This is a genomic window from Burkholderia contaminans, from assembly GCF_029633825.1.
In the GTDB taxonomy this organism is placed as follows: domain Bacteria; phylum Pseudomonadota; class Gammaproteobacteria; order Burkholderiales; family Burkholderiaceae; genus Burkholderia; species Burkholderia contaminans.
This window is the reverse complement of record NZ_CP090641.1, coordinates 466342-484321: the sequence shown is the minus strand read 5'-3', so window position 1 is coordinate 484321 and position 17980 is coordinate 466342. Positions and strand designations below refer to the sequence as shown.

At 67.3% G+C, this 17980-nt stretch carries 16 protein-coding genes; 4 read left to right on the top strand and 12 right to left on the bottom strand.

What is annotated here, in order from left to right; translation table 11 throughout:
- The 4 genes from LXE91_RS19905 to LXE91_RS19890 all read right to left on the bottom strand — a co-directional run bounded on the left by LXE91_RS19905 (position 1) and on the right by LXE91_RS19890 (position 4364).
- The gene (locus LXE91_RS19905) at positions 1–906 is read right to left on the bottom strand and encodes a metal-dependent hydrolase (protein WP_039344147.1); all 906 of its coding nucleotides are present in this window, start codon (positions 904–906) and stop codon (positions 1–3) included.
- Positions 903–1835: an SDR family NAD(P)-dependent oxidoreductase gene (locus LXE91_RS19900; protein WP_039344149.1), complete on the bottom strand. Its 933-nt coding sequence runs from the start codon at positions 1833–1835 to the stop codon at positions 903–905. Before LXE91_RS19900 ends, LXE91_RS19905 begins: the two co-directional genes overlap by 4 nt.
- A gap of 21 nt (positions 1836–1856) precedes the next feature.
- The gene (locus LXE91_RS19895) at positions 1857–3446 is read right to left on the bottom strand and encodes a flavin-containing monooxygenase (RefSeq protein WP_039344151.1); all 1590 of its coding nucleotides are present in this window, start codon (positions 3444–3446) and stop codon (positions 1857–1859) included.
- 246 nt (positions 3447–3692) lie between these two features.
- Entirely contained in the window at positions 3693–4364 is a 672-nt protein-coding gene (locus LXE91_RS19890) for a lysoplasmalogenase (RefSeq protein WP_046196532.1), read from the bottom strand.
- Positions 4365–4794: 430 nt separating this feature from the next.
- Here LXE91_RS19890 and speB point away from each other — a divergent pair, with 430 nt between their 5' ends.
- Positions 4795–5763: an agmatinase gene (gene speB / locus LXE91_RS19885; protein WP_039352765.1), complete on the top strand. Its 969-nt coding sequence runs from the start codon at positions 4795–4797 to the stop codon at positions 5761–5763.
- A gap of 232 nt (positions 5764–5995) precedes the next feature.
- Here the strand turns inward: speB and LXE91_RS19880 are convergent, their stop codons facing one another.
- Positions 5996–7285 (bottom strand): citrate synthase family protein, encoded by a 1290-nt coding sequence (locus LXE91_RS19880; protein ID WP_039352768.1) that lies wholly within the window; start codon positions 7283–7285, stop codon positions 5996–5998.
- Positions 7286–7388: 103 nt separating this feature from the next.
- Between LXE91_RS19880 and LXE91_RS19875 the strand changes: the two genes are divergently transcribed.
- Positions 7389–8822 (top strand): CoA transferase, encoded by a 1434-nt coding sequence (locus LXE91_RS19875; protein WP_039352771.1) that lies wholly within the window; start codon positions 7389–7391, stop codon positions 8820–8822.
- A 55-nt stretch (positions 8823–8877) separates the two neighbouring features.
- Here LXE91_RS19875 and LXE91_RS19870 read toward each other — a convergent pair whose 3' ends face one another.
- The 6 genes from LXE91_RS19870 to LXE91_RS19845 all read right to left on the bottom strand — a co-directional run bounded on the left by LXE91_RS19870 (position 8878) and on the right by LXE91_RS19845 (position 13471).
- Positions 8878–9102 carry a hypothetical protein gene (locus LXE91_RS19870; protein ID WP_039352774.1) on the bottom strand — a complete coding sequence of 75 codons (225 nt, stop codon included), beginning with the start codon at positions 9100–9102 and terminating at the stop codon, positions 8878–8880.
- Between the two features lie 276 nt (positions 9103–9378).
- Entirely contained in the window at positions 9379–9582 is a 204-nt protein-coding gene (locus LXE91_RS19865) for a cold-shock protein (RefSeq protein ID WP_006485974.1), read from the bottom strand.
- Between the two features lie 410 nt (positions 9583–9992).
- Complete coding sequence (locus LXE91_RS19860) at positions 9993–10976, bottom strand: sulfonate ABC transporter substrate-binding protein (protein WP_039352794.1); 984 nt, start codon at positions 10974–10976, stop codon at positions 9993–9995.
- A 126-nt stretch (positions 10977–11102) separates the two neighbouring features.
- Positions 11103–11942, bottom strand: a complete 840-nt coding sequence (locus LXE91_RS19855; RefSeq protein ID WP_039352797.1) for a MerR family transcriptional regulator — start codon at positions 11940–11942, stop codon at positions 11103–11105.
- 27 nt (positions 11943–11969) lie between these two features.
- Positions 11970–12512 carry a GNAT family N-acetyltransferase gene (locus LXE91_RS19850; protein WP_039352800.1) on the bottom strand — a complete coding sequence of 181 codons (543 nt, stop codon included), beginning with the start codon at positions 12510–12512 and terminating at the stop codon, positions 11970–11972.
- Between the two features lie 86 nt (positions 12513–12598).
- A complete protein-coding gene (locus tag LXE91_RS19845) occupies positions 12599–13471 on the bottom strand; it encodes a LysR family transcriptional regulator (RefSeq protein WP_046196531.1) in 873 nt (290 codons plus the stop codon).
- A 132-nt stretch (positions 13472–13603) separates the two neighbouring features.
- Here LXE91_RS19845 and LXE91_RS19840 point away from each other — a divergent pair, with 132 nt between their 5' ends.
- Complete coding sequence (locus LXE91_RS19840; RefSeq protein ID WP_039352806.1) at positions 13604–14602, top strand: quinone oxidoreductase family protein; 999 nt, start codon at positions 13604–13606, stop codon at positions 14600–14602.
- A 64-nt stretch (positions 14603–14666) separates the two neighbouring features.
- On the opposite strand, the gene LXE91_RS19835 is transcribed toward LXE91_RS19840, so the two are convergent.
- Positions 14667–16181, bottom strand: a complete 1515-nt coding sequence (locus LXE91_RS19835; protein ID WP_039352808.1) for an MDR family MFS transporter — start codon at positions 16179–16181, stop codon at positions 14667–14669.
- Positions 16182–16411: 230 nt separating this feature from the next.
- Between LXE91_RS19835 and LXE91_RS19830 the strand changes: the two genes are divergently transcribed.
- The gene (locus LXE91_RS19830) at positions 16412–17971 is read left to right on the top strand and encodes a methyl-accepting chemotaxis protein (protein WP_039352812.1); all 1560 of its coding nucleotides are present in this window, start codon (positions 16412–16414) and stop codon (positions 17969–17971) included.
- Positions 17972–17980: the final 9 nt, after the last annotated feature.

Here is a 17980-nt window from a genome sequence, read left to right as displayed (position 1 = left end):
TCATGCCTGCGCCACCGAGTGCAGCGGCACGCGGCGCGGGGCGGCTTGCGCCGCATAGCGCGCGTTGGTCGCGTCGATGTTCTCGAGCAGCGTGTCGAGCTCCTGCAGGTACTGATGGTTGTCGTGATCCCACGGGTGGAAGCCCGGGCGGAAGTAGTCGAGCCATTCGCGCGCGATGCTCGGGAACACGCCATGCTTCGGGCTGTACAGATACTTCACGAGGCGCCACATGCCGCCGAACTTGCCGTGCTCGCGACGGTGCGCGCGCATCAGCCGCACGTGGAAGTCGAACACGATGGCCCAGAAGAACACGGTCGTCGTCAGCATCGTGCCGGTGCGCAGCAGGTAGCTGCCGAGGCCCGGCTTCATCACGGTGCGCCACACGTCGTAGGACACCGCCTTGTGCTCGGTTTCCTCCATCGCGTGCCACATCCACATCTGCTGGTAGCCTTCGACCGAGCCGTCGATGCGGTGCTCGTGGCCGGACAGCAACTGGTTCGCGAGGATCGCCGTGTAGTGCTCGAGCGCGATCGTGATCGCGAGCTGCATCGAATGCGGCAGCACTTTCTTGAACCAGCCGAGGATCGTCCACAGGCGCTTGTCGAGCTTGTGCGCGGGCAGGCCGGACGCCTGCAGCAAGTCGTTGTATTCGATGTGCTCGCGCGTGTGCATCGCTTCCTGGCCGATGAAGCCGAGCACCTGTTTCTTCAGTTCGGGATCCTCGATCTGGTCGCGATAGTTGCGCACCGAATCCATGAAGAAGCGTTCGCCGGCCGGGAACAGCAGCGACAGCGCGTTCATGAAGTGCGTGACCGGTACGCCCTGCACGTGCCAGTCGCGCGCGCGTTCGGGGGGCAGCGCGAAACGGATGTCGCGCCGCACGGGCATCATGTTCGGGGTCGTCATGATTGTTCTCCTTCCTGGTTGCCTGCATTGTTGTAGGTGGCGTGCAGCGGCGCGGCCGCCGGCGTGCCGCGCGCGGCGCGGCGGGCCTTCGCGGCCTCGCGGCGCGTCGCGAGCACGACGAGCGCCTGGTACGCGGCGGGCAGGATGCGCGCCATCCAGTCCGCGCCCTTCGCGTCGCGGCCGATCAGGACGCGGCGCTTGTTCTTGCGCACGCCGGCGAGGATCGTGCGCGCGGCCTCGTCGGCGGTCGTGATGAAGAACTTCTCGAAGCTGTCCTTGCCTTGCTGTTCGCTCTCGACGATGAAGCCGACCATGTTCTTCGCGACGCGGCTCGATTGCGCGATGTTCGTGCGGATGCCGCCCGGATGCACGCAGGTCGCCGACACGCCGCACTTCATCATGTCGAGTTCCTGGCGCAGCGATTCGGTGAAGCCGCGCACGGCGAACTTGGTCGCGTTGTAGCCGCTCATGCCCGGCTGCGCGAAGATCCCGAAAATGCTCGACGTGTTGATCACGTGGCCTTCGCCCGATGCCTTCAGGTGCGGCAGGAACGCCTTCGTGCCGTGCACGACGCCCCAGAAGTTGATGTTCACGATCCACTCGAGATCGCTGTATTCCATCCCTTCGATCGTGCTCGACAGCGCGACGCCCGCGTTGTTGAAGATCAGGTTGACCTTGCCGTGTTCCTTCGCGGTGTCGTCGGCCCACGCGAACATCGCGTCGCGGTCGCCTACATCGAGCACGCGCGTCGACACGCGCACGTTCGGCGCGATCGCGCGGACGATCCGTTCGGTTTCGGCGAGGCCCACGCCGTTCTTGTCGGCGAGCGATACGTGGCAGCCGGCCTGCGCGAGCTGGATCGCGAGCGAGCGGCCCATGCCCGAGCCGGCACCCGTGATCGCGGCGACCTTGTTGGCGAAATCTCTCATGTCGGTGGCTCCTTGTCTGGCTCAGGCCGCTTCTGCGGACGGGGAAGTCGAAGCGGAAGCGGCGGGCGCGGCGGCGGGCCGTGCGGTCGTGTCGTGTTGCGGCGCGCGATACGCGTGGTAGTCGGCGATCGAGAAGTGCGCGGTCGCCTGGCGGAAACGCCACGTGAAGCCCGGCCACAGCGTCGTGTTCTTGCCGGTGCGCGGATCGAGGTACCAGCTCTTGCAGCCGCCCGTCGACCAGATCGCCTTCTTCAGCTTGCCTTGCAGGTCGTCGTTGAACTGCGCCTCGACGTGCGGGCGCACCTCAATTGCGTCCGCCCGTTCGCGACGCATCGCCTGCAGCGCGCCGAGGATGTACTCGATCTGCGACTCGATCATGAATACCATCGAGTTGTGGCCGAGGCCCGTGTTCGGGCCGACGATCATGAAGAAGTTCGGGTAGCCGGGCAGCGTCGAGCCGAGATACGCATGCGCGCCGTCGCGCCATGCGTCGACGATGTCGAGCCCGCCGCGGCCGATGATCGCGCCGCGCGGATACGGATCGGCCACCTGGAAGCCGGTGCCGTAGATCAGGCAGTCGACTTCATGACGCTTGCCGTCGGTCGTCACGACCGCGTCGGCTTCGATGTGGTCGATGCCGGTCGTGATCACGTCGACGTTCTTGCGCGACAGCGCCGGGTAGTAGTCGTTCGAGATCAGCACGCGCTTGCAGCCGAGCGTGTAATTCGGCGTGACGGTCTTGCGCAGCTCCGGATCGGGAATCTGCTTGCGGATGTGGCGCAGCGCGAGCTTCTGCACGTTCTTCATCAGCGACGGGTGGATCGCGAAGCCGAGCACGCGCGATTCGAGCATCCAGTAGATGCCGCTGCGCACGATCTTCTGCGTGAACGGCAGCGTGCGGAATAGCCATTTCTCGAGCCCGGTCAGGTTGCGGTCGGGTTTCGGCATGATCCACGGCGGCGTGCGCTGGAACAGCGCGAGTTCCTTCACGCGCGGTGCGATCTGCGGTACGAACTGGATCGCGCTCGCGCCGGTGCCGATCACCGCGACGCGCTTGCCTTCGAGCGCATAGTCGTGATCCCACTGCTGCGAATGGAACGCGCGGCCCTTGAAGGTTTCGACGCCGGGAATCGACGGCAGCGCGGCGCGCGACAGCCCGCCCATCCCCGACACAAGCACGCGCGCGGACAGCCGCTTGCCGTTCGCGAACGTGAGGCGCCAGCGTTGCGCGGCCTCGTCGTACTCGGCGCGCTGCAGTTCGTGGTTCAGGCGCAGGTGCGAGCCGATCCCGAAGCGCTGCACGCAGTCTTCCAGATAGGCGCGGATTTCCGGCTGCGGCGCGAACATGCGCGTCCAGCGCGGGTTCGGCGCGAACGAGAACGAATAGACGTGCGATTGCACGTCGCATGCACACCCGGGGTAATGATTGTCGCGCCACGTGCCGCCGACCGACGCGGCCTTCTCGAGGACGACGAAGTCGGTCACGCCTGTCTGACGCAGGCGGATCGCCATCCCGAGGCCGGCGAAGCCGGTGCCGATGATGGCGATGTCGATGGTTTCGTCCTGGCCGTCATGGCCGGGTGGACCGAAAGGCAACGTGCGAGCATTCATCCGGGTGTCTCCGATTTGGCTCATTTTCGAATGTTACATTGTTTGATGTAACGATAGTGAATGAACCCGGAAACCGCAAGAGGCTAGAAGGGGCGCTCTAAGGGCCGGAAGCCAGGCGGGAAAAGGCTGAGCGGGGTTTGGAACGGGCCGGCTTCCGCGCTGCGGGATAAGCGGAAAGGGCCGTCGACAGGGCGAGAGAGGGCGCGGACCAGGCCGCCGGCGTGCGGCGGCCTGTTTGAAACGGTATCAGGGACGGATCGAGCGGGCGGCCGTCTCATGGAAAACCCCGGCCACGATCGTGACCTGCGCGAGCGCGTAAAGGCCCCAGATCAGGTAATCGATGCCCGGAAAACCGCCGAGGAAGCGGCCGACGCCGATCAGCGTATCGGAGCCGACGAAGATCAGGCTGCCGATGGCCACCAGCGGGCCGTGCGTACGGGCGGCGAGCGCGAAGCTCGCCATCGCGCACAGCGCGAGCATGTAGACGGCGACCGGCGCCATCAGCTCGCCGAGGTGCGGGAAGAACGCTACGTAGAACGCGGGCGCGGCGATCCACAGCCCGACGAGCGCGACGGTGCGCCAGCCGTGCGGCCGCGCGCGCCAGCGCATGAAGATCGCGCAGTAGCACAGGTGCGTGAGCAGGAATGCGCCGAGGCCGAGGACGAACGACAGCGGCCAGGCGGGCAGCGCAAGCAGCACGTCGCCGAGCACGGCCGTCACGAGCGCCGCGCACAGCCACGCGCGTTCGCGCGGTGCGGCGCAGGTGCTGCCCGCCGCGAGCAGCAGGATGCCCATCGCGGCTTTCGCGGCGGCCTGGCCCGGATAGGGCGCCGCTGCGAGCGACAGTCCATATAGCAGCGCGGCGACGACGGCGAGCGGCCAGAGCCGGCGGTAGGTGGCGGGAAGCGTGGCGATCAAGGCGGGGTCTCCGGTTTGTTGTTGTCTGCGGTGGACGGCGCGCGGTCGAGGGCGCGACTGTCGGCCATTATCCGGAAGAACGGGCGTGCGAAAACCGGCGATTCCTTCTAGGAAACGACCGGGATCGCCATGCACAAGGATCGCCCGCCGGCGCAGCAATCCGGCGATGCGGGGCTCCGATGCCTGGACGCGGCCGCCGGATTTTCTCCGCGCGTTGCCCCGGTTGAACCGGGGCAACGACTGCAATTCGGCTTGCTATGATCGCCGCGTTATTGCCGTTGTCGATGTGGTTGTTGCTGTCGTTGCCGTTGTTTCCGCCCGGCCGCGCGACTGGATGCGCAAGCCGGTGCGGGCCCGATGAATCCCGGCCGTGCCCGACCCGTGCGCTGATGCGAAGCGGGGCGGCCTCCCCACGAAAACAGGTCCGACCATGACCGAACTTCTCCACGGCGACGGCGCGATCCGTCGCACGACGCCGTACGGCTCGTCGATCGAAAACACCTATGCGGGCGTGCTGTCGTTCATGCGCCGCAACTATTCGCGCGCGCTCGACGGCGTCGACGTCGCGATCTCCGGCGTGCCGCTCGACCTCGCGACGACCTACCGCTCCGGCGCGCGGCTCGGCCCGGCGGCGATTCGCGCGGCGAGCGTGCAGCTCGCGGAGCTTCATCCGTATCCATGGGGCTTCAACCCGTTCGACGATCTCGCGGCGGTCGACTACGGCGATTGCTGGTTCGACGCGCACAACCCGCTGTCGATCAAGCCCGCGATCGTCGAGCATGCGCGCACGATCCTCGGTTCCGGCGCGAAGATGCTGACGCTCGGCGGCGACCACTACATCACGTATCCGCTGCTGGTCGCGCACGCGGAGCGCTACGGCAGGCCGCTGTCGCTGATCCATTTCGACGCGCACTGCGATACGTGGGCCGACGACGATCCGGACAGCCTCAATCACGGGACGATGTTCTACAAGGCCGTGAAGGAAGGGTTGATCGATCCGGCGACGTCGGTGCAGGTCGGGATTCGCACGTGGAACGACGACTTCCTGGGGATCGAGCGGCTCGATGCGGCGTGGGTGCATGACCATGGCGCGCGCGCGGCGGTCGAGCGGATCGTCGACATCGTCGGCGCGCGGCCGGCGTACCTGACGTTCGATATCGATTGTCTCGATCCGGCGTTCGCGCCTGGTACCGGCACGCCGGTCGCGGGCGGGCTCTCGTCTGCTCAGGCGCTAGCGATCGTGCGTGCGCTCGGCGCGGTGAACCTGGTCGGCGCGGATGTGGTCGAGGTCGCGCCCGCGTACGACCACGCGGACATCACGGCGATCGCGGCCGCGCATGTCGCGTGTGACTTGCTGTGTTTGTGGCGGCAGAAGAAGGTGGCGGGGGCGCTGAAGTAAGTCGGCATGCGCGTGCCGCAGGTGCGGTGCGCGCATTGCCGGATCGAGGTGCCTTGTGCTGTGTGCCTGCCACGGAGCCGGCGAAAGAAGTCCTCGCGGATTTCCGTGGGGGGGCCTTGCCGACCCGTCGGCGAAATCCGCGAAACGTCAGCGGGTAGCTGCTTTCGTTCGCCAACGAAGCACCGGCGTGTCATCGATGACGTGCGCCGGCGTCATCGCATCAAGCAAAACGCTATCGACTCCTGAAAAAGGCGGCAAGCATGTCGTCTTTCGGCACTGCCGGTTGCGTTGCTTGCCGCTTTCCCGAGCGTCCGCGGGATCGAGGGTGATCCGCCCCGGCGCCATCTGGCCAGGTCCCCATATAAACCGCACGCGGCCTGATGAGATCGGATTGCTCGCGCTGCTCGAGCCCGTGCGCGATCCAGCCGATCGAACGGCCAAGCGCGAACAGGCCGAATGCGGCGCCGACGGGCAGCCGCAAATGTCGGCGTAACGCTACCAGCGCGAGATCCAGCGAGGGCTTCTGGCCAACGAGCGCGCTCCCGGCATCGATCATCTTTTTCCACTGAGGATGACGCGGCAGGATCCGCGACAACAGATACGTCGCGCGCACGTCGCCATCGGGATAGAGCGCATGTCCGAAGCCCGGCAAGCCGTCTCCCCGGGCGAGACGCGCGGCCATTTTCTGCTCGACGTCCTTGTTGCCCAGCTCGTCCCACAGTGCTTCGCCGCGCGCGGTGGTGGCGCCATGCCGCTCGCCCGACAGGCCGGCCAGGCCGCCGACCACGACGGCCCGCAAGCTTGCGTTCGTCGACGCGATGCATCGCCCCGTGAAGCTCGACGCGTTCAGTTCGTGGTCCGCGCACAGCACGAGCGCCATCCTGATCAGTTCGGCGCCTGCCGGCCCGACGCCCCATGCCCGCGCGCATTGCTCGTGGATGGGTGCCGTATCGATCCGGGTGCGCAGCAGGCATGCCGCCAGAATCCGCACGAGATCGCCGCAGCCCTGCGCCTGACGATCGGTCGACTGATGCCAGATCGCCGTCGGCGCGTCCTCGCTCGCGACGGTGAAGAGCGGCAGCAGCGCCTGTTCGGCGCGTTGTTCGGCGTAGTGCCTGAAGAGCGTTCGCAGTACCGACGGCGTAGTGGGGGCGCGTCGGCCGAACGCGGTCTGCTCGTCGCATTGCCACAGCAGCGCCGCGACTTCCTCGAGACTCGCGCGGGCAGCGAGATCGAGTGCATCCACACCGCGATAGAAGAGCCGGCCGCCCTCGATCAACGTGATGCTCGATTCGAGCACGGGCGATCCCCAGTTCAGCGCGGCCTTCGCCACTTCCTTCGGCTTGCGGCCGCGTGCACGTTGATCCGCGAGCCGGTCGACATCGGCCGCGAGGTAGCGGCTTTCACGGTGACTGCCGCCTGGTTCCGCGCGAAGCAGGCCGCGGCTGACGTACGCGTAGAGGGTTTGCCGCGAGACACCGAGCCTTGCCGCGGCGTCGGTCGAATTCAGGTAGTTCGACATCGTGCGCAGGGGGAATCGTTCGACAGGTTGATCAGGATAATCAACGTTGACAGCAAATGCGAGCGAGACGATCTTTGCCTCACCTAAATCATGCGAGGCGAACATGCGAGTTGATCAAACGTCGACGGAACGGGCCGCGTCCGATGAGGATCGTGTGTCGCGTCAACTACGGGCGTTCTGGCTCGCGGCGGGCGGGTCCCAGGCGTTCCTCGAGTCGTGCAGTTTCAGCGGGGCGGGCGAACTGGTGTCGGCATTTCGCGTCACCGACATGGCGACGGCGGCGATCGGCGCGGCAGGAACGTCCGTCGCCGAATTGCTGCATGCGTCGACCGGAACGTTGCCGTCGGTGTGGGTCGACCGGCGCATGGCGTCGCTATGGTTCGGCACGTCGCTGCGTCCGCAAGGCTGGACGATGCCGCCTCAATGGGATCCGGTGGCCGGCAACTATCGGGCGCGCGATCGCTGGATCCGGTTGCACACGAACGCGCCGCATCATCGGCTGGCCGCGTTGTCGGTGCTGGACTGCGTCGCCGATGCGCAGTCGGTCGCGCAAGCGGTGAGTCGCTGGGATGCCGGCGCGCTCGAAGACGCGATCGTCGAGCGCGGCGGTTGTGCCGCGGCGATGTACTCGGCACGGGAGTGGGCCGGGCATCCGCAGGGCAACGCGGTCGCAACCGAACCGTTGCTGCATGTTCGTGCCGCGACCGATGGCGTCGCGCGTGCGTGGCGGCCTTCGAAAGACCGGCCGCTGCGCGGCATTCGCGTGCTCGACCTGACGCGCATTCTCGCCGGCCCCGTGGCGACACGCTTTCTTGCGGGCCTGGGCGCCGATGTGCTGCGCATCGATCCGTACGGCTGGGAAGAACCGGGCACGGTGCCCGAAGTCGTCCTGGGCAAGCGGTGTGCGCGGCTGAACCTGAAAGATGCCGCGGATCTCGATACGCTCGAGCAATTGCTGCGCGGCGCGGATATCGTCGTGCACGGTTACCGGTCGGACGCGCTCGCGCGCCTCGGACTCGATGCGGCGCATCGGCGCGAACTGAATCCTGCGCTCGTCGACGTGTCGCTCGACGCTTATGGCTGGAGTGGTGAATGGCGAGGCCGGCGCGGCTTCGACAGTCTCATTCAAATGAGCACAGGAATCGCCGAGGCGGGCATGCGCGCGATGGGTGGCGACGAGCCGGTGAACTTGCCCGTTCAGGCGATCGACCATGCAACGGGCTACCTGATGGCGACGGCCGCCATCCGCGGGCTGACGACGCGAATGAAGGAGGGCGTCGGTACCGAGGCCCGCGCTTCGCTGGCGCGGACGGCGGCCGAGTTGCAGTTGCGGTCGGAGCCGATGAGCGAGGTGGTCGAACTGGTTGCTGACGATCGGCGTGATCGTGCGGCGCACGTCGAACCGACGTCGTGGGGGCCGGCATCCCGGCTCCTTCCGCCCGTGCAGATCGACGATGCGCCGCTCCGATGGTTTCATCCGGCGCGCGCACTGGGTTCGTTTGAACCCGGGTGGTCGTCGTCGAACGACGATCTTTGAAGCGGTGCGCTGAATCGGCCGGTGCCGGCGCGTTGCGCGCGTCGCGGGATTGCCTTTAACCGCGCGTGTCGACCCAGTTGCGTGCCCAGCGCGCCGAATGCTGCAACGCCTGCTCCTCGCTCGCGAAGTAATCGAGCGAATAGAACTGGTAGCGGCCTTCGCTGCGTGCGCTGCCGGCGCGTTCGAGCAGCAGGTTGGATGAAAAGCTCCCGTCGGGCAAACGATGCGCCGAGGGCTGGACGGCATAGCCGTTGTACTGATGAGTTTGTTTGTTGTGCATTTTAATTTTAATAATGTTCGAGTGCGCGCGTGCCGTGCGGATGTGCACGGGTACGCCGATTCAAAGCCATTGCGAGCTGAATCCGACGCAGTCGTAAAGCGAAAAAGGGCTTGGCAGCCTGAGGGGGAATGAAGTGCAACGAGGCGTGTGGCGCGCGGCGAGCTGCGGCATGAACCGATGCAGCCAAGAGCAATCGCGCCAACTTTGGGAGACCAGGCTCCGCGAGGATGTCGCTGCAACCCGGCGCCCGTTACGGGCGGCCGGATCCTTCAAACTTTACAGCGGCTTGATGTTGGCCGCTTGCAGACCCTTCGGGCCTTGCTTCGTTTCGAAGCTCACTTTCTGATTTTCAGCCAGCGTCTTGAAGCCGTCGGCACGAATTTCCGAGAAATGAGCGAAGAGGTCGTCGCCGCCGTTGTCGGGCGTGATGAAGCCGAAGCCTTTGCTGTCGTTGAACCACTTGACGATACCGGTATCCATGAAGATTCCTTGAGAAAAAAATATGAGAATTTGCTCTGAAAAGAGCGCGTGAAGCGTCAAGGAGGGAGAGGACAACGAATACCGCTGAGGAGCGATCAATTGATGAACAGCAATCGGACTTCTTGAACTTCGAACGAGACATTAACCGCTGGGCAGCGGTGGCGTCAATCGTTAACTTGTAACTGTTTCACCACGCGGCTCGTTTTGCGGATGAAGCGATGTGGCCCTGTCTGGCCGCGCGTGCTGCGCGGCATGGCGTACAGGGGCGTCCACGACAAACGTGAAAGCGGGATTCGTGCTCCGGCGCGAACGCCGACAGTGCGTCCCGCGTTTCCCCAAAATCAGACAAGAAGAAAGGCCGACGAGTCATGTGCCCGGCGGCCTTCGACAAGTTGAGCGCTGCGTTCCCGCTACTTCGCCGCGAGCGCACCCTGCACGTTTTTGTCGACCCATGCGTTGTCGGCCACGTTCAGCTTCTGCGGAATCAGCTTCGCCGCATAAAACGCATCGGCAACGCCTTGCTGGGTCGCGACGATCTTTTCGTCGAGCGGCACCGCGCCGAACGGGACACGCTTGAGCCACGTCTCGACGAGCGGTTGCGGCAGGCCGACCTTGGGTGCGATCAGTGCGGCCGTGTCGGCCGGATGCGAGTTGACCCACTGGCCGGTCTCGCGCGCCTGCTTCAGGATCGCGCCGACCACGTCGGGGTGCTGCTGCGCGAAGTCCCGCGTCGCTTCGTAGAAGTTGTTGGTTGCAGTGAGGCCCGTGTAGTCGGACAGCGTACGCACCTTCAGTGCGTTTTGCGCGGCTGCATAGTAAGGATCCCAGACGACCCACGCATCGACGTTACCGCTCTCGAATGCGGCGCGCGCGTCGGCTGGCGGAAGATACACGGGGCGGATTTCGTCGTAGCGCACACCGGCCTGCTTCAACGCTTCGAGCAGCAAGTAGTTCGCGCTCGAACCTTTCTGCAGTGCGACCTTCTTGCCGCGCAGGCCGGCGACCGAGCGGATCGGCGAATCGGCCTTCACGACCACGGCTTCGTTGTGCGGCGCCGGCGGTTCCGCGCCGACATAGACGAAGTGCACGCCGGCCGCCTGTGCGAACACGGGCGGCGGCGCGCCCGTATAGCCGAAGTCGATGCTGTTCGCGTTCAGCGCTTCGAGCAGTTGCGGGCCGGCCGGGAACTCGAACCACTGCACGCCATAGCCGAGCGGCTTGAGCCGCGCTTCGAGCGAACCTTGCGCCTTGACGACCGACAGCAGGCCGGCCTTCTGGTAGCCGATGCGCACAACCTTGTCGGCGCCGCCTTGCGCGAAGGCTGACGCCGCGGACAGCGCGACGAGCGTGGTGACGGCGGCGGTGCGGGCGATCCAGCGGGTGAAACGAATCATCGAACGGACTCCATGCAAAACGTCTTCGGGCGAGCGGCGGTGGCGCCGCTTGGTTGGAAGAATCGTCGCATGGGCGATTACGCCAGCAAACGAAGCATTGCCGATATCAATATGACGGCGGCGCGCCTATGCTTCGTCGCTGCCGTTTTCCGGTGAAGGTGTGCCGGACTGCCGCGCGGCCTCGTCGCTGAGCTTCCTGTCGAGGATCGTCGCGACGCGGCCGCCGAGATAGGCGCTTGCCGCGGTTTCCAGTGCGCGGTTCGTCTCGCCTTCGACGAACACGGCCGCGAGCGGGCGCAGGCGCCAGATCGCGTCGACCAGCTCGGGCACGTCGGTGGCGGGCGGCAGCGTGCCCGCGTCGTAGCGGTCGAGCCGCTTCACGACGAGGTCGACGAGCAGCCGCGCGATCGCGTCGAAATGCGGCCGCGCGAGGCTGATCACGTCGAGCAGCTCGCGCGGCGGGATGCCTTCCTTCGTCATCGCGGCTGCCGCTTCGAGCAGCGCGGGGCTCTTGGCGACGAACGACAGGCCGCGTCGTTCGAGCAGGCCGAGTTCGGTCACGCGTGACAGCTGCGTGGTGGCCTGCGGGCCGAACATCTGCGCGAGCGCGGCGAGCGAATAGGTCTTCGGCAGTTCGTGCGACCAGCGGCCGCCGATCGCGTTTTCGAGGCCGAGGATCGAACGCAGGTCGTGGCCTTCGTCGATCGCCTTGATCAGGTCCTGGATGTTCGACAGCGTATAGCCGCGCGCGAGCAGGTGGTTGATCAGCTTTAGGCGCGCGACGTGCGTGTCGTCGTAGATGCCGACGCGGCCGCGCTTTTCCGGCGGTGCGAGCAAACCGCGATCCTGGTACGCGCGGACATTGCGCACGGTCGTGTCGGACACGCGCGCGAGTTCGTCGACCGTGTACTCGTTGCGGGAATCCGGCGCCGCCTCGTCGGGTGTGGAATGAGTCTGTTTTGACATGCGGCCATTCTAGCGCGACGCGGGAGGCTACGGCGACACGGGGAGCGTGTCGGCGCCGTCGCCGAGCGGCCGCTGCAGCAGCGCCGTATCGATCCAGCGGCCGTGCTTGAAACCGGCCGCCTTCAGCGTGCCGGCCGGCTCGAAGCCGAACGCGCGATGCAGCGACGTCGAGCCTCCGGTGCCGCCGTCGGCGATCACCGCGATCATCTGCCGCCACGGGCCGGCCTCGCAGCGTTCGATCAGCGCGGCGAGCAGCGCGCGGCCGATTCCGCGCCCGCGCTGCGCATCGTCGATGTAGATCGAATCCTCGATCGTGAAGCGGTACGCGCGGCGCGTGCGGTACGGCGTCGCGTACGCATAGCCGGCTACGCGGCCGTCGCATTCGGCGACGAGATACGGCAGCCCGTCGCGTAGCACCGCGGCACGGCGCGCGCGGAGTTCGGTGATGTCGGGCGGTGTTTCCTCGAACGATGCGACGCTGTGGTGCACGTGGTGCGCGTAGATCGCCTGGATCGCATCGAGGTCGGCGTCGGTTGCGTCGCGAACGACGCAGGCGGGGGCGGTGGGCATGGCGGCAGGTCCGGTGAATTCAGAACGGAAGACGCTACTATGCCAGCCGCCGGAGCGTGCCGCAAAGCCGGTGCGGAGGCGGCCGCCTACAGTCGTCCGTTCGCCGCGTGGACCGCCTCGGCGATCGCATCGGCAACGCGCTGCACGCGCGGCGACCGGCGCACGTCCGGGTGGACGACGAGCCAGATCTCGCGCTCGATGTCGCAACGGGGCGCGGCCGTCAGTTCGACGAGCGGCGCACCGGCGTGCGCAGCCGGATCGTCGACGAGAAACCGCGGCAGCAGCGCGACGCCGGCGCCAGCCGCGCATGCGCGATGCTGCGCAGCCAGGTCATTGGTGACGAACGCGAAACGGCGGCCGGCCGCGAAGCGGGCGAGCCACTGATGCTGAGGCGTTTGCGCGAGCGCGTCGTCGTAGCCGACGAACGGCCAGGTGTCGGGCGGCGCGTCCGCCCATTCCGGCGACGCGCACAGCGCGAAGCGCATCGTGCCGAGCCGGCGCGCGGCGAGCCCAGGCTCGGTCGGCCGCGACAGCCGCACGGCGAGGTCGGCTTCGCGCGCATACAGGTTCGCCGCGTGCATCTCGCCCAGCAGGTCGATGCGCAGCGCCGGCCACGCGTGCTGCGCGCGGGCGAGCCGCGGCGCGAGGAAGTGGCTGGCAAACACCGGTGACGCCGATACGCGCACCACGCCGTCGAGCGCCGCCGCGCCCTGGGCGGCGCGCGCGAACGCGTGCGCGTCGGTTTCGATGCGTGCCGCGTGCTCGGCAAGGTGCAGCCCTTCATCGGTCGGCGGCCAGCCGCGCGGCAGCCGGTCGAACAGCCGGATGCCGAGCGCGGACTCCAGCGCGTCGATGCGCCGCGCGACCGTCGAATGCTGAACCTGCAGCGCCCGCGCGGCGGCCGACAGGCTGCCGCCGCGCATCACCGCGAGGAAATAGCGGATGTCGTCCCAGCTCATTGGCAGCGCGGACGCCGCAACGGGGTCCGGATCGGTCGAATTTTGCACAGTAGATGGGCGCTTGGCGTGAATTCCGTTCGATTATGCACGATGGGATGATCGTGTCACTTCAATTCGATTGTGAGAAACGCCATGACCCAGACTGCCACTGCCATCCGGATCGGGATCGACTGTTACGGCGACGCCGGCGTGCTGCGCCGCGTCGATGCGCCCGTCGCGCCGCCCGGTGCCGGCGAAGTGCGGATTCGCCAGACCGCGATCGGCGTGAATTTCGTCGACATCTATTTCAGGACGGGCGCGCACGCATTGCCTGCGCTGCCGGATGCGCTCGGCGTCGAGGCGGCCGGCGTGATCGACGCGGTCGGCCCGGGCGTGACGGATCTCGTCCCCGGGCAGCGCGTCGCGTATGCGGGCATGCCGACCGGCAGCTATGCGAGCCTGCGCACGATGCCGGCCGAGCGTGTGTTGCCGGTCCCCGACGGCCTGGGCGACGACGCGGTGGCCGCCGGGCTGCTGAAAGGAATCACCGTCTACATGCTGCTGCATCGGGTCCGGCCGGTCGTCGCCGGCGACGCGGTGCTCGTGCATGCGGCGGCCGGCGGCGTCGGGCTGCTGGCGACGCAATGGGCGCGGGCGCTCGGCGCGCGGGTGATCGGCACGGTCGGGTCGGCCGCGAAAGCCGTGCTCGCGCGCAAGCATGGCGCCGACGCGGTGGTCGATTACCGCGAGGAGGATTTCGTCGCGGCGGCACGCGCGTTCGGCGGCGGCGCGGGAGTTGATTTTGCGATCGACGGGATCGGCGGCGATGTGCTGACGCGCACGCTCGGCGCGGTCCGTCCGTTCGGGATGGTCGCGAGCATCGGGCAGGTGGCCGCGATCGGTGCGCGGCAGACGTTCGATCTCGACGAACTGGGGCCGGCACGGTCGATCGCGCTGGCGCGGCCGAGCGTGCTCGGCTTCATCGCGCGTGACGTCGACGGCTATCGGGAGGCTGCGCGCGCGACGCTCGAGCGGCTCGCGGACGGAATGCATGTGGAGATCGGCGCGCGGCTGCCGCTCGACCAGGCGGCCGATGCGCACCGGTTGCTGGAGTCGCGCGCGACGACGGGAGGAGTCGTGCTGGTGCCTTGACCGGAGGCGGATCGGGATCGCGATGCGGCTCGACGCTCGCATTGCGATCCGCTCCACGGGAGACTCAGTTGTGCTTGCGCAGCGGCGCATCCTCGACGAACCACGCGAGCACGAACGCGATCGCGATGACCGTCGCCGCGGACAGGTACACGACATGCAGCGAACCGGCGAACGCATGCAGGTACGCGTCGCGCACGGCCTCCGGCAACTGGTGAACGGCGGCCGGGCCGAGTGCCGGCGGCAGCGCCGTGCCGGCCGGCAGCGCAGCCGTCACCCGCGACTGCAGCCCGTGCGAGAACAGCGCGCCGAACGCCGCGACACCGAGCGAACCGCCGATCGAGCGGAACAGCGTCGCGCCCGACGTCGCGACGCCCATGTGCCGGAATTCGACTGTGTTCTGCACGGCGAGCGTCAGCACGGGCATCACCATGCCGAGGCCGATCCCGAGCAGCGCCATGTACGCGTACATCGTGTGCAGCGGCGTATCGAGCGTCAGCGTCGACAGCAGCGCCATCGCGATGCCGCCGGTCAGCGTGCCCAGGATCGGGAACATCCGGTACGAGCCGAGCCGCGAGATCAGCCGGCCGCTGACGATCGACGTCACGAGCATCCCGCCCATCATCGGCAGCAACTGCATCCCGGCCTGCGACGGCGTCGAGCCCTTCACGACCTGCAGGTAGAGCGGGATGAACGTGACCGAGCCGAACAGTGCGATACCGACGACGAAGCCGATCAGGCTGACCAGCACGAAGGTGCGATGGCGAAACAGTTCGAGCGGCATGATCGGCTCGGCCGCGAGCCGCTCTTCGTAAATGAAGCCGCCGATCGCGACGACGCCGAGCACGAGCGTCATCCACAGTTGCGGCGACGTCCACGGCAGCAGCGAGCCACCTTCGCTCGTGAACAGGATCACGCAGGTGAGGGCGGTGGCGAGGAATGCGGCGCCCATGTAGTCGATCCGGTGCTTCACGTGCGCGGTGTGCGGCCGGAACGCGACGCCGATCACCGCGAGCGCGAGAAAGCCGAGCGGCAGGTTGATCGTGAAGATCCAGCGCCACGACAGGTGCTCGACCAGGAAGCCGCCGAGCAGCGGGCCGATGATCGTCGCGAGGCCGTACACGCCGCCGAACATCCCCTGGTAGCGCGCACGGCGATCGGGCGGCACCAGATCGCCGATCGCGGCCATCGTGACGACCATCAGGCCGCCGCCGCCCAGCCCCTGCAGCGCGCGCAGCACGATCAGCTGCGTCATGTCCTGCGCGACGCCGCATAGTGCGGACCCCGCCAGGAACAGCACGATCGCGGCCTGCAGCACGACCTTGCGGCCGTACAGGTCGCCGAGCTTGCCGTACAGCGGCAGCACGACGGTGGAGGAGAGCAGGTACGCGGTGACGACCCACGACAACTGGTCGAGCCCGCCGAGCTCGCCGACGATCGTTGGCAGCGCGGTCGACACGATCGTCTGGTCGAGTGCGGACAGCAGCATGACGAGCAGCAGCGCGCCGACGATCAGCCCGGTCGGCGCGTCGCGGCGGGCCGTTTCGGCGGCCGGCGGAGGGAGGAGGGTGTCGGTTGTCATCGAGATATCTGCCATGGCAGGGAATTGTGTCGAACTATAGCGGCGGATAGTTGACTGGTCAATTTCTGCCCAGCCTCAATGTGTTGCAACCGTAACAGGAGATTGCCGGCCCGGAAAATTGACCGGGATCAGGGGAAAGCGGGGACCGGCTCAAGTTTTTTGCAGGCAAACCGTAATACAGAGTGCTGCGGACCGATTGCCGCGGCACTTTTCACCGCTCACGTCCCGTCATGAACCTGAACGCCCTGTTTTCCCGTTTCTCGATCCGTACGCGGATCTTCTCCACGCTCGGCCTCGTCGCCGTGCTGCTCGTCGTGTCGGGGCTGATCGGCCTCGCCGGCATGCAGAGCTCGAACCGTGCGCTCGACGAGGCTTATACGCAGCAACTGGCTGCAAAGACCGCGCTGTCGGCGGCCAGCCTGAACCTGACGATCGTGCGCACGACGCTCGACCGCGCGATGCTGCATCCGGAAGCGCCGGAAGTGCCCGATCTCGTCAAGAAGGCCGAGAGCTATCTCGCGAAGGCCGACACCGCCTGGCGCGGCTACGCGTCGATGCCGCACGACGGCGACGAAGGCCCGCTCGCGAGCCGCCTCGACGCCGCGCGCCAGGCGCTGATCGGGCAGGCGCTGAAGCCGATGATCGACGCGGTTCGCGACGGCCGTCGCGACGAGGCCGACCGGCTGCTGATGTCGGTTGCGCCGCCGCTGTCGGTCGCGCTCACGCAGGCGACCGATGCGCTCGATGCGTACCAGGTCGCACGCGGCAAGGACGTGTACGACACCGCGCAAACTTATTACGGCTGGATGCGCGCGGGCGCGATCGCCGGTATCGCATTCGGCCTGGCCGCGTGCCTCGGTTGCGCGATCGGCCTGCACTATGCGATCACGCAGCCGGTGAACCGCCTGCTGTCGCATTTCCGCCGTCTGTCGGACGGCGACCTGACGTCTGAAGTGCACTGGTCGTCGCGCGACGAGATGGCCGAGCTGGTCAAGGGCGTGACCGGCATGCAGCGCAGTCTCGCGGATACGGTCCGCCAGGTCAGCCAGGGCTCCGAAGCGATCTCGACGGCGACGCACCAGATCGCGGCAGGCAACACCGACCTGTCGCAGCGCACCGAGGAACAGGCGTCCGCGCTGCAGCAGACGGCCGCGAGCATGGAGCAACTCACCGCGACCGTGAAGCAGAACGCGGACAATGCGATGGAAGCGCAGGCCTGCGCGGATACCGCGAGCGAGATCGCCACGCGCGGCGCGACGGTGGTTGGCGAAGTGATCGGCACGATGAACGAGATCGACCAGAGCTCGCAGAAGGTCGCCGACATCATCGGCACGATCGAGGGCATCGCGTTCCAGACCAACATCCTCGCGCTGAACGCGGCGGTCGAAGCCGCGCGCGCGGGCGAGCAGGGCCGCGGCTTCGCGGTGGTCGCGGGCGAGGTGCGCACGCTCGCGCAACGCTCGGCGTCGGCGGCGAAGGAAATCCGCACGCTGATCGGCGAATCGGTGGAGCGCGTCGCGACCGGCTCGCGGCTCGTCGGCACGGCTGGCGCGACGATGCAGGACATCCAGCAGGCGATCGGCCGCGTGACGGGCATCATGACGGAGATCGCGGCTGCGTCGAACGAGCAGCGCGACGGGATCGAGCAGGTGAACCGCGCGGTGTCGCAGATGGACCAGGTGTCGCAGCAGAATGCTGCGCTCGTCGAGCAGGCCGCGGCGGCGGCCGCATCGCTGGAAGAACAGGCCGACGGGCTGCGCCGCGCGGTCGGCGCGTTCCGCGTCGCCTGATCGACCGCG

Coding starts and splice junctions, on each gene's coding strand:
- LXE91_RS19875 (WP_039352771.1), top strand. CDS start 7,389: ATGCGAGTTGATCAAACGTCGACGGAACGGGCCGCGTCCGATGAGGAT.
- speB (WP_039352765.1), top strand. CDS start 4,795: ATGACCGAACTTCTCCACGGCGACGGCGCGATCCGTCGCACGACGCCG.
- LXE91_RS19895 (WP_039344151.1), bottom strand. CDS start 3,446: ATGAATGCTCGCACGTTGCCTTTCGGTCCACCCGGCCATGACGGCCAG.
- LXE91_RS19880 (WP_039352768.1), bottom strand. CDS start 7,285: ATGTCGAACTACCTGAATTCGACCGACGCCGCGGCAAGGCTCGGTGTC.
- LXE91_RS19865 (WP_006485974.1), bottom strand. CDS start 9,582: ATGGATACCGGTATCGTCAAGTGGTTCAACGACAGCAAAGGCTTCGGC.
- LXE91_RS19870 (WP_039352774.1), bottom strand. CDS start 9,102: ATGCACAACAAACAAACTCATCAGTACAACGGCTATGCCGTCCAGCCC.
- LXE91_RS19830 (WP_039352812.1), top strand. CDS start 16,412: ATGAACCTGAACGCCCTGTTTTCCCGTTTCTCGATCCGTACGCGGATC.
- LXE91_RS19850 (WP_039352800.1), bottom strand. CDS start 12,512: ATGCCCACCGCCCCCGCCTGCGTCGTTCGCGACGCAACCGACGCCGAC.
- LXE91_RS19845 (WP_046196531.1), bottom strand. CDS start 13,471: ATGAGCTGGGACGACATCCGCTATTTCCTCGCGGTGATGCGCGGCGGC.
- LXE91_RS19860 (WP_039352794.1), bottom strand. CDS start 10,976: ATGATTCGTTTCACCCGCTGGATCGCCCGCACCGCCGCCGTCACCACG.
- LXE91_RS19905 (WP_039344147.1), bottom strand. CDS start 906: ATGACGACCCCGAACATGATGCCCGTGCGGCGCGACATCCGTTTCGCG.
- LXE91_RS19840 (WP_039352806.1), top strand. CDS start 13,604: ATGACCCAGACTGCCACTGCCATCCGGATCGGGATCGACTGTTACGGC.
- LXE91_RS19855 (WP_039352797.1), bottom strand. CDS start 11,942: ATGTCAAAACAGACTCATTCCACACCCGACGAGGCGGCGCCGGATTCC.
- LXE91_RS19835 (WP_039352808.1), bottom strand. CDS start 16,181: ATGACAACCGACACCCTCCTCCCTCCGCCGGCCGCCGAAACGGCCCGC.
- LXE91_RS19900 (WP_039344149.1), bottom strand. CDS start 1,835: ATGAGAGATTTCGCCAACAAGGTCGCCGCGATCACGGGTGCCGGCTCG.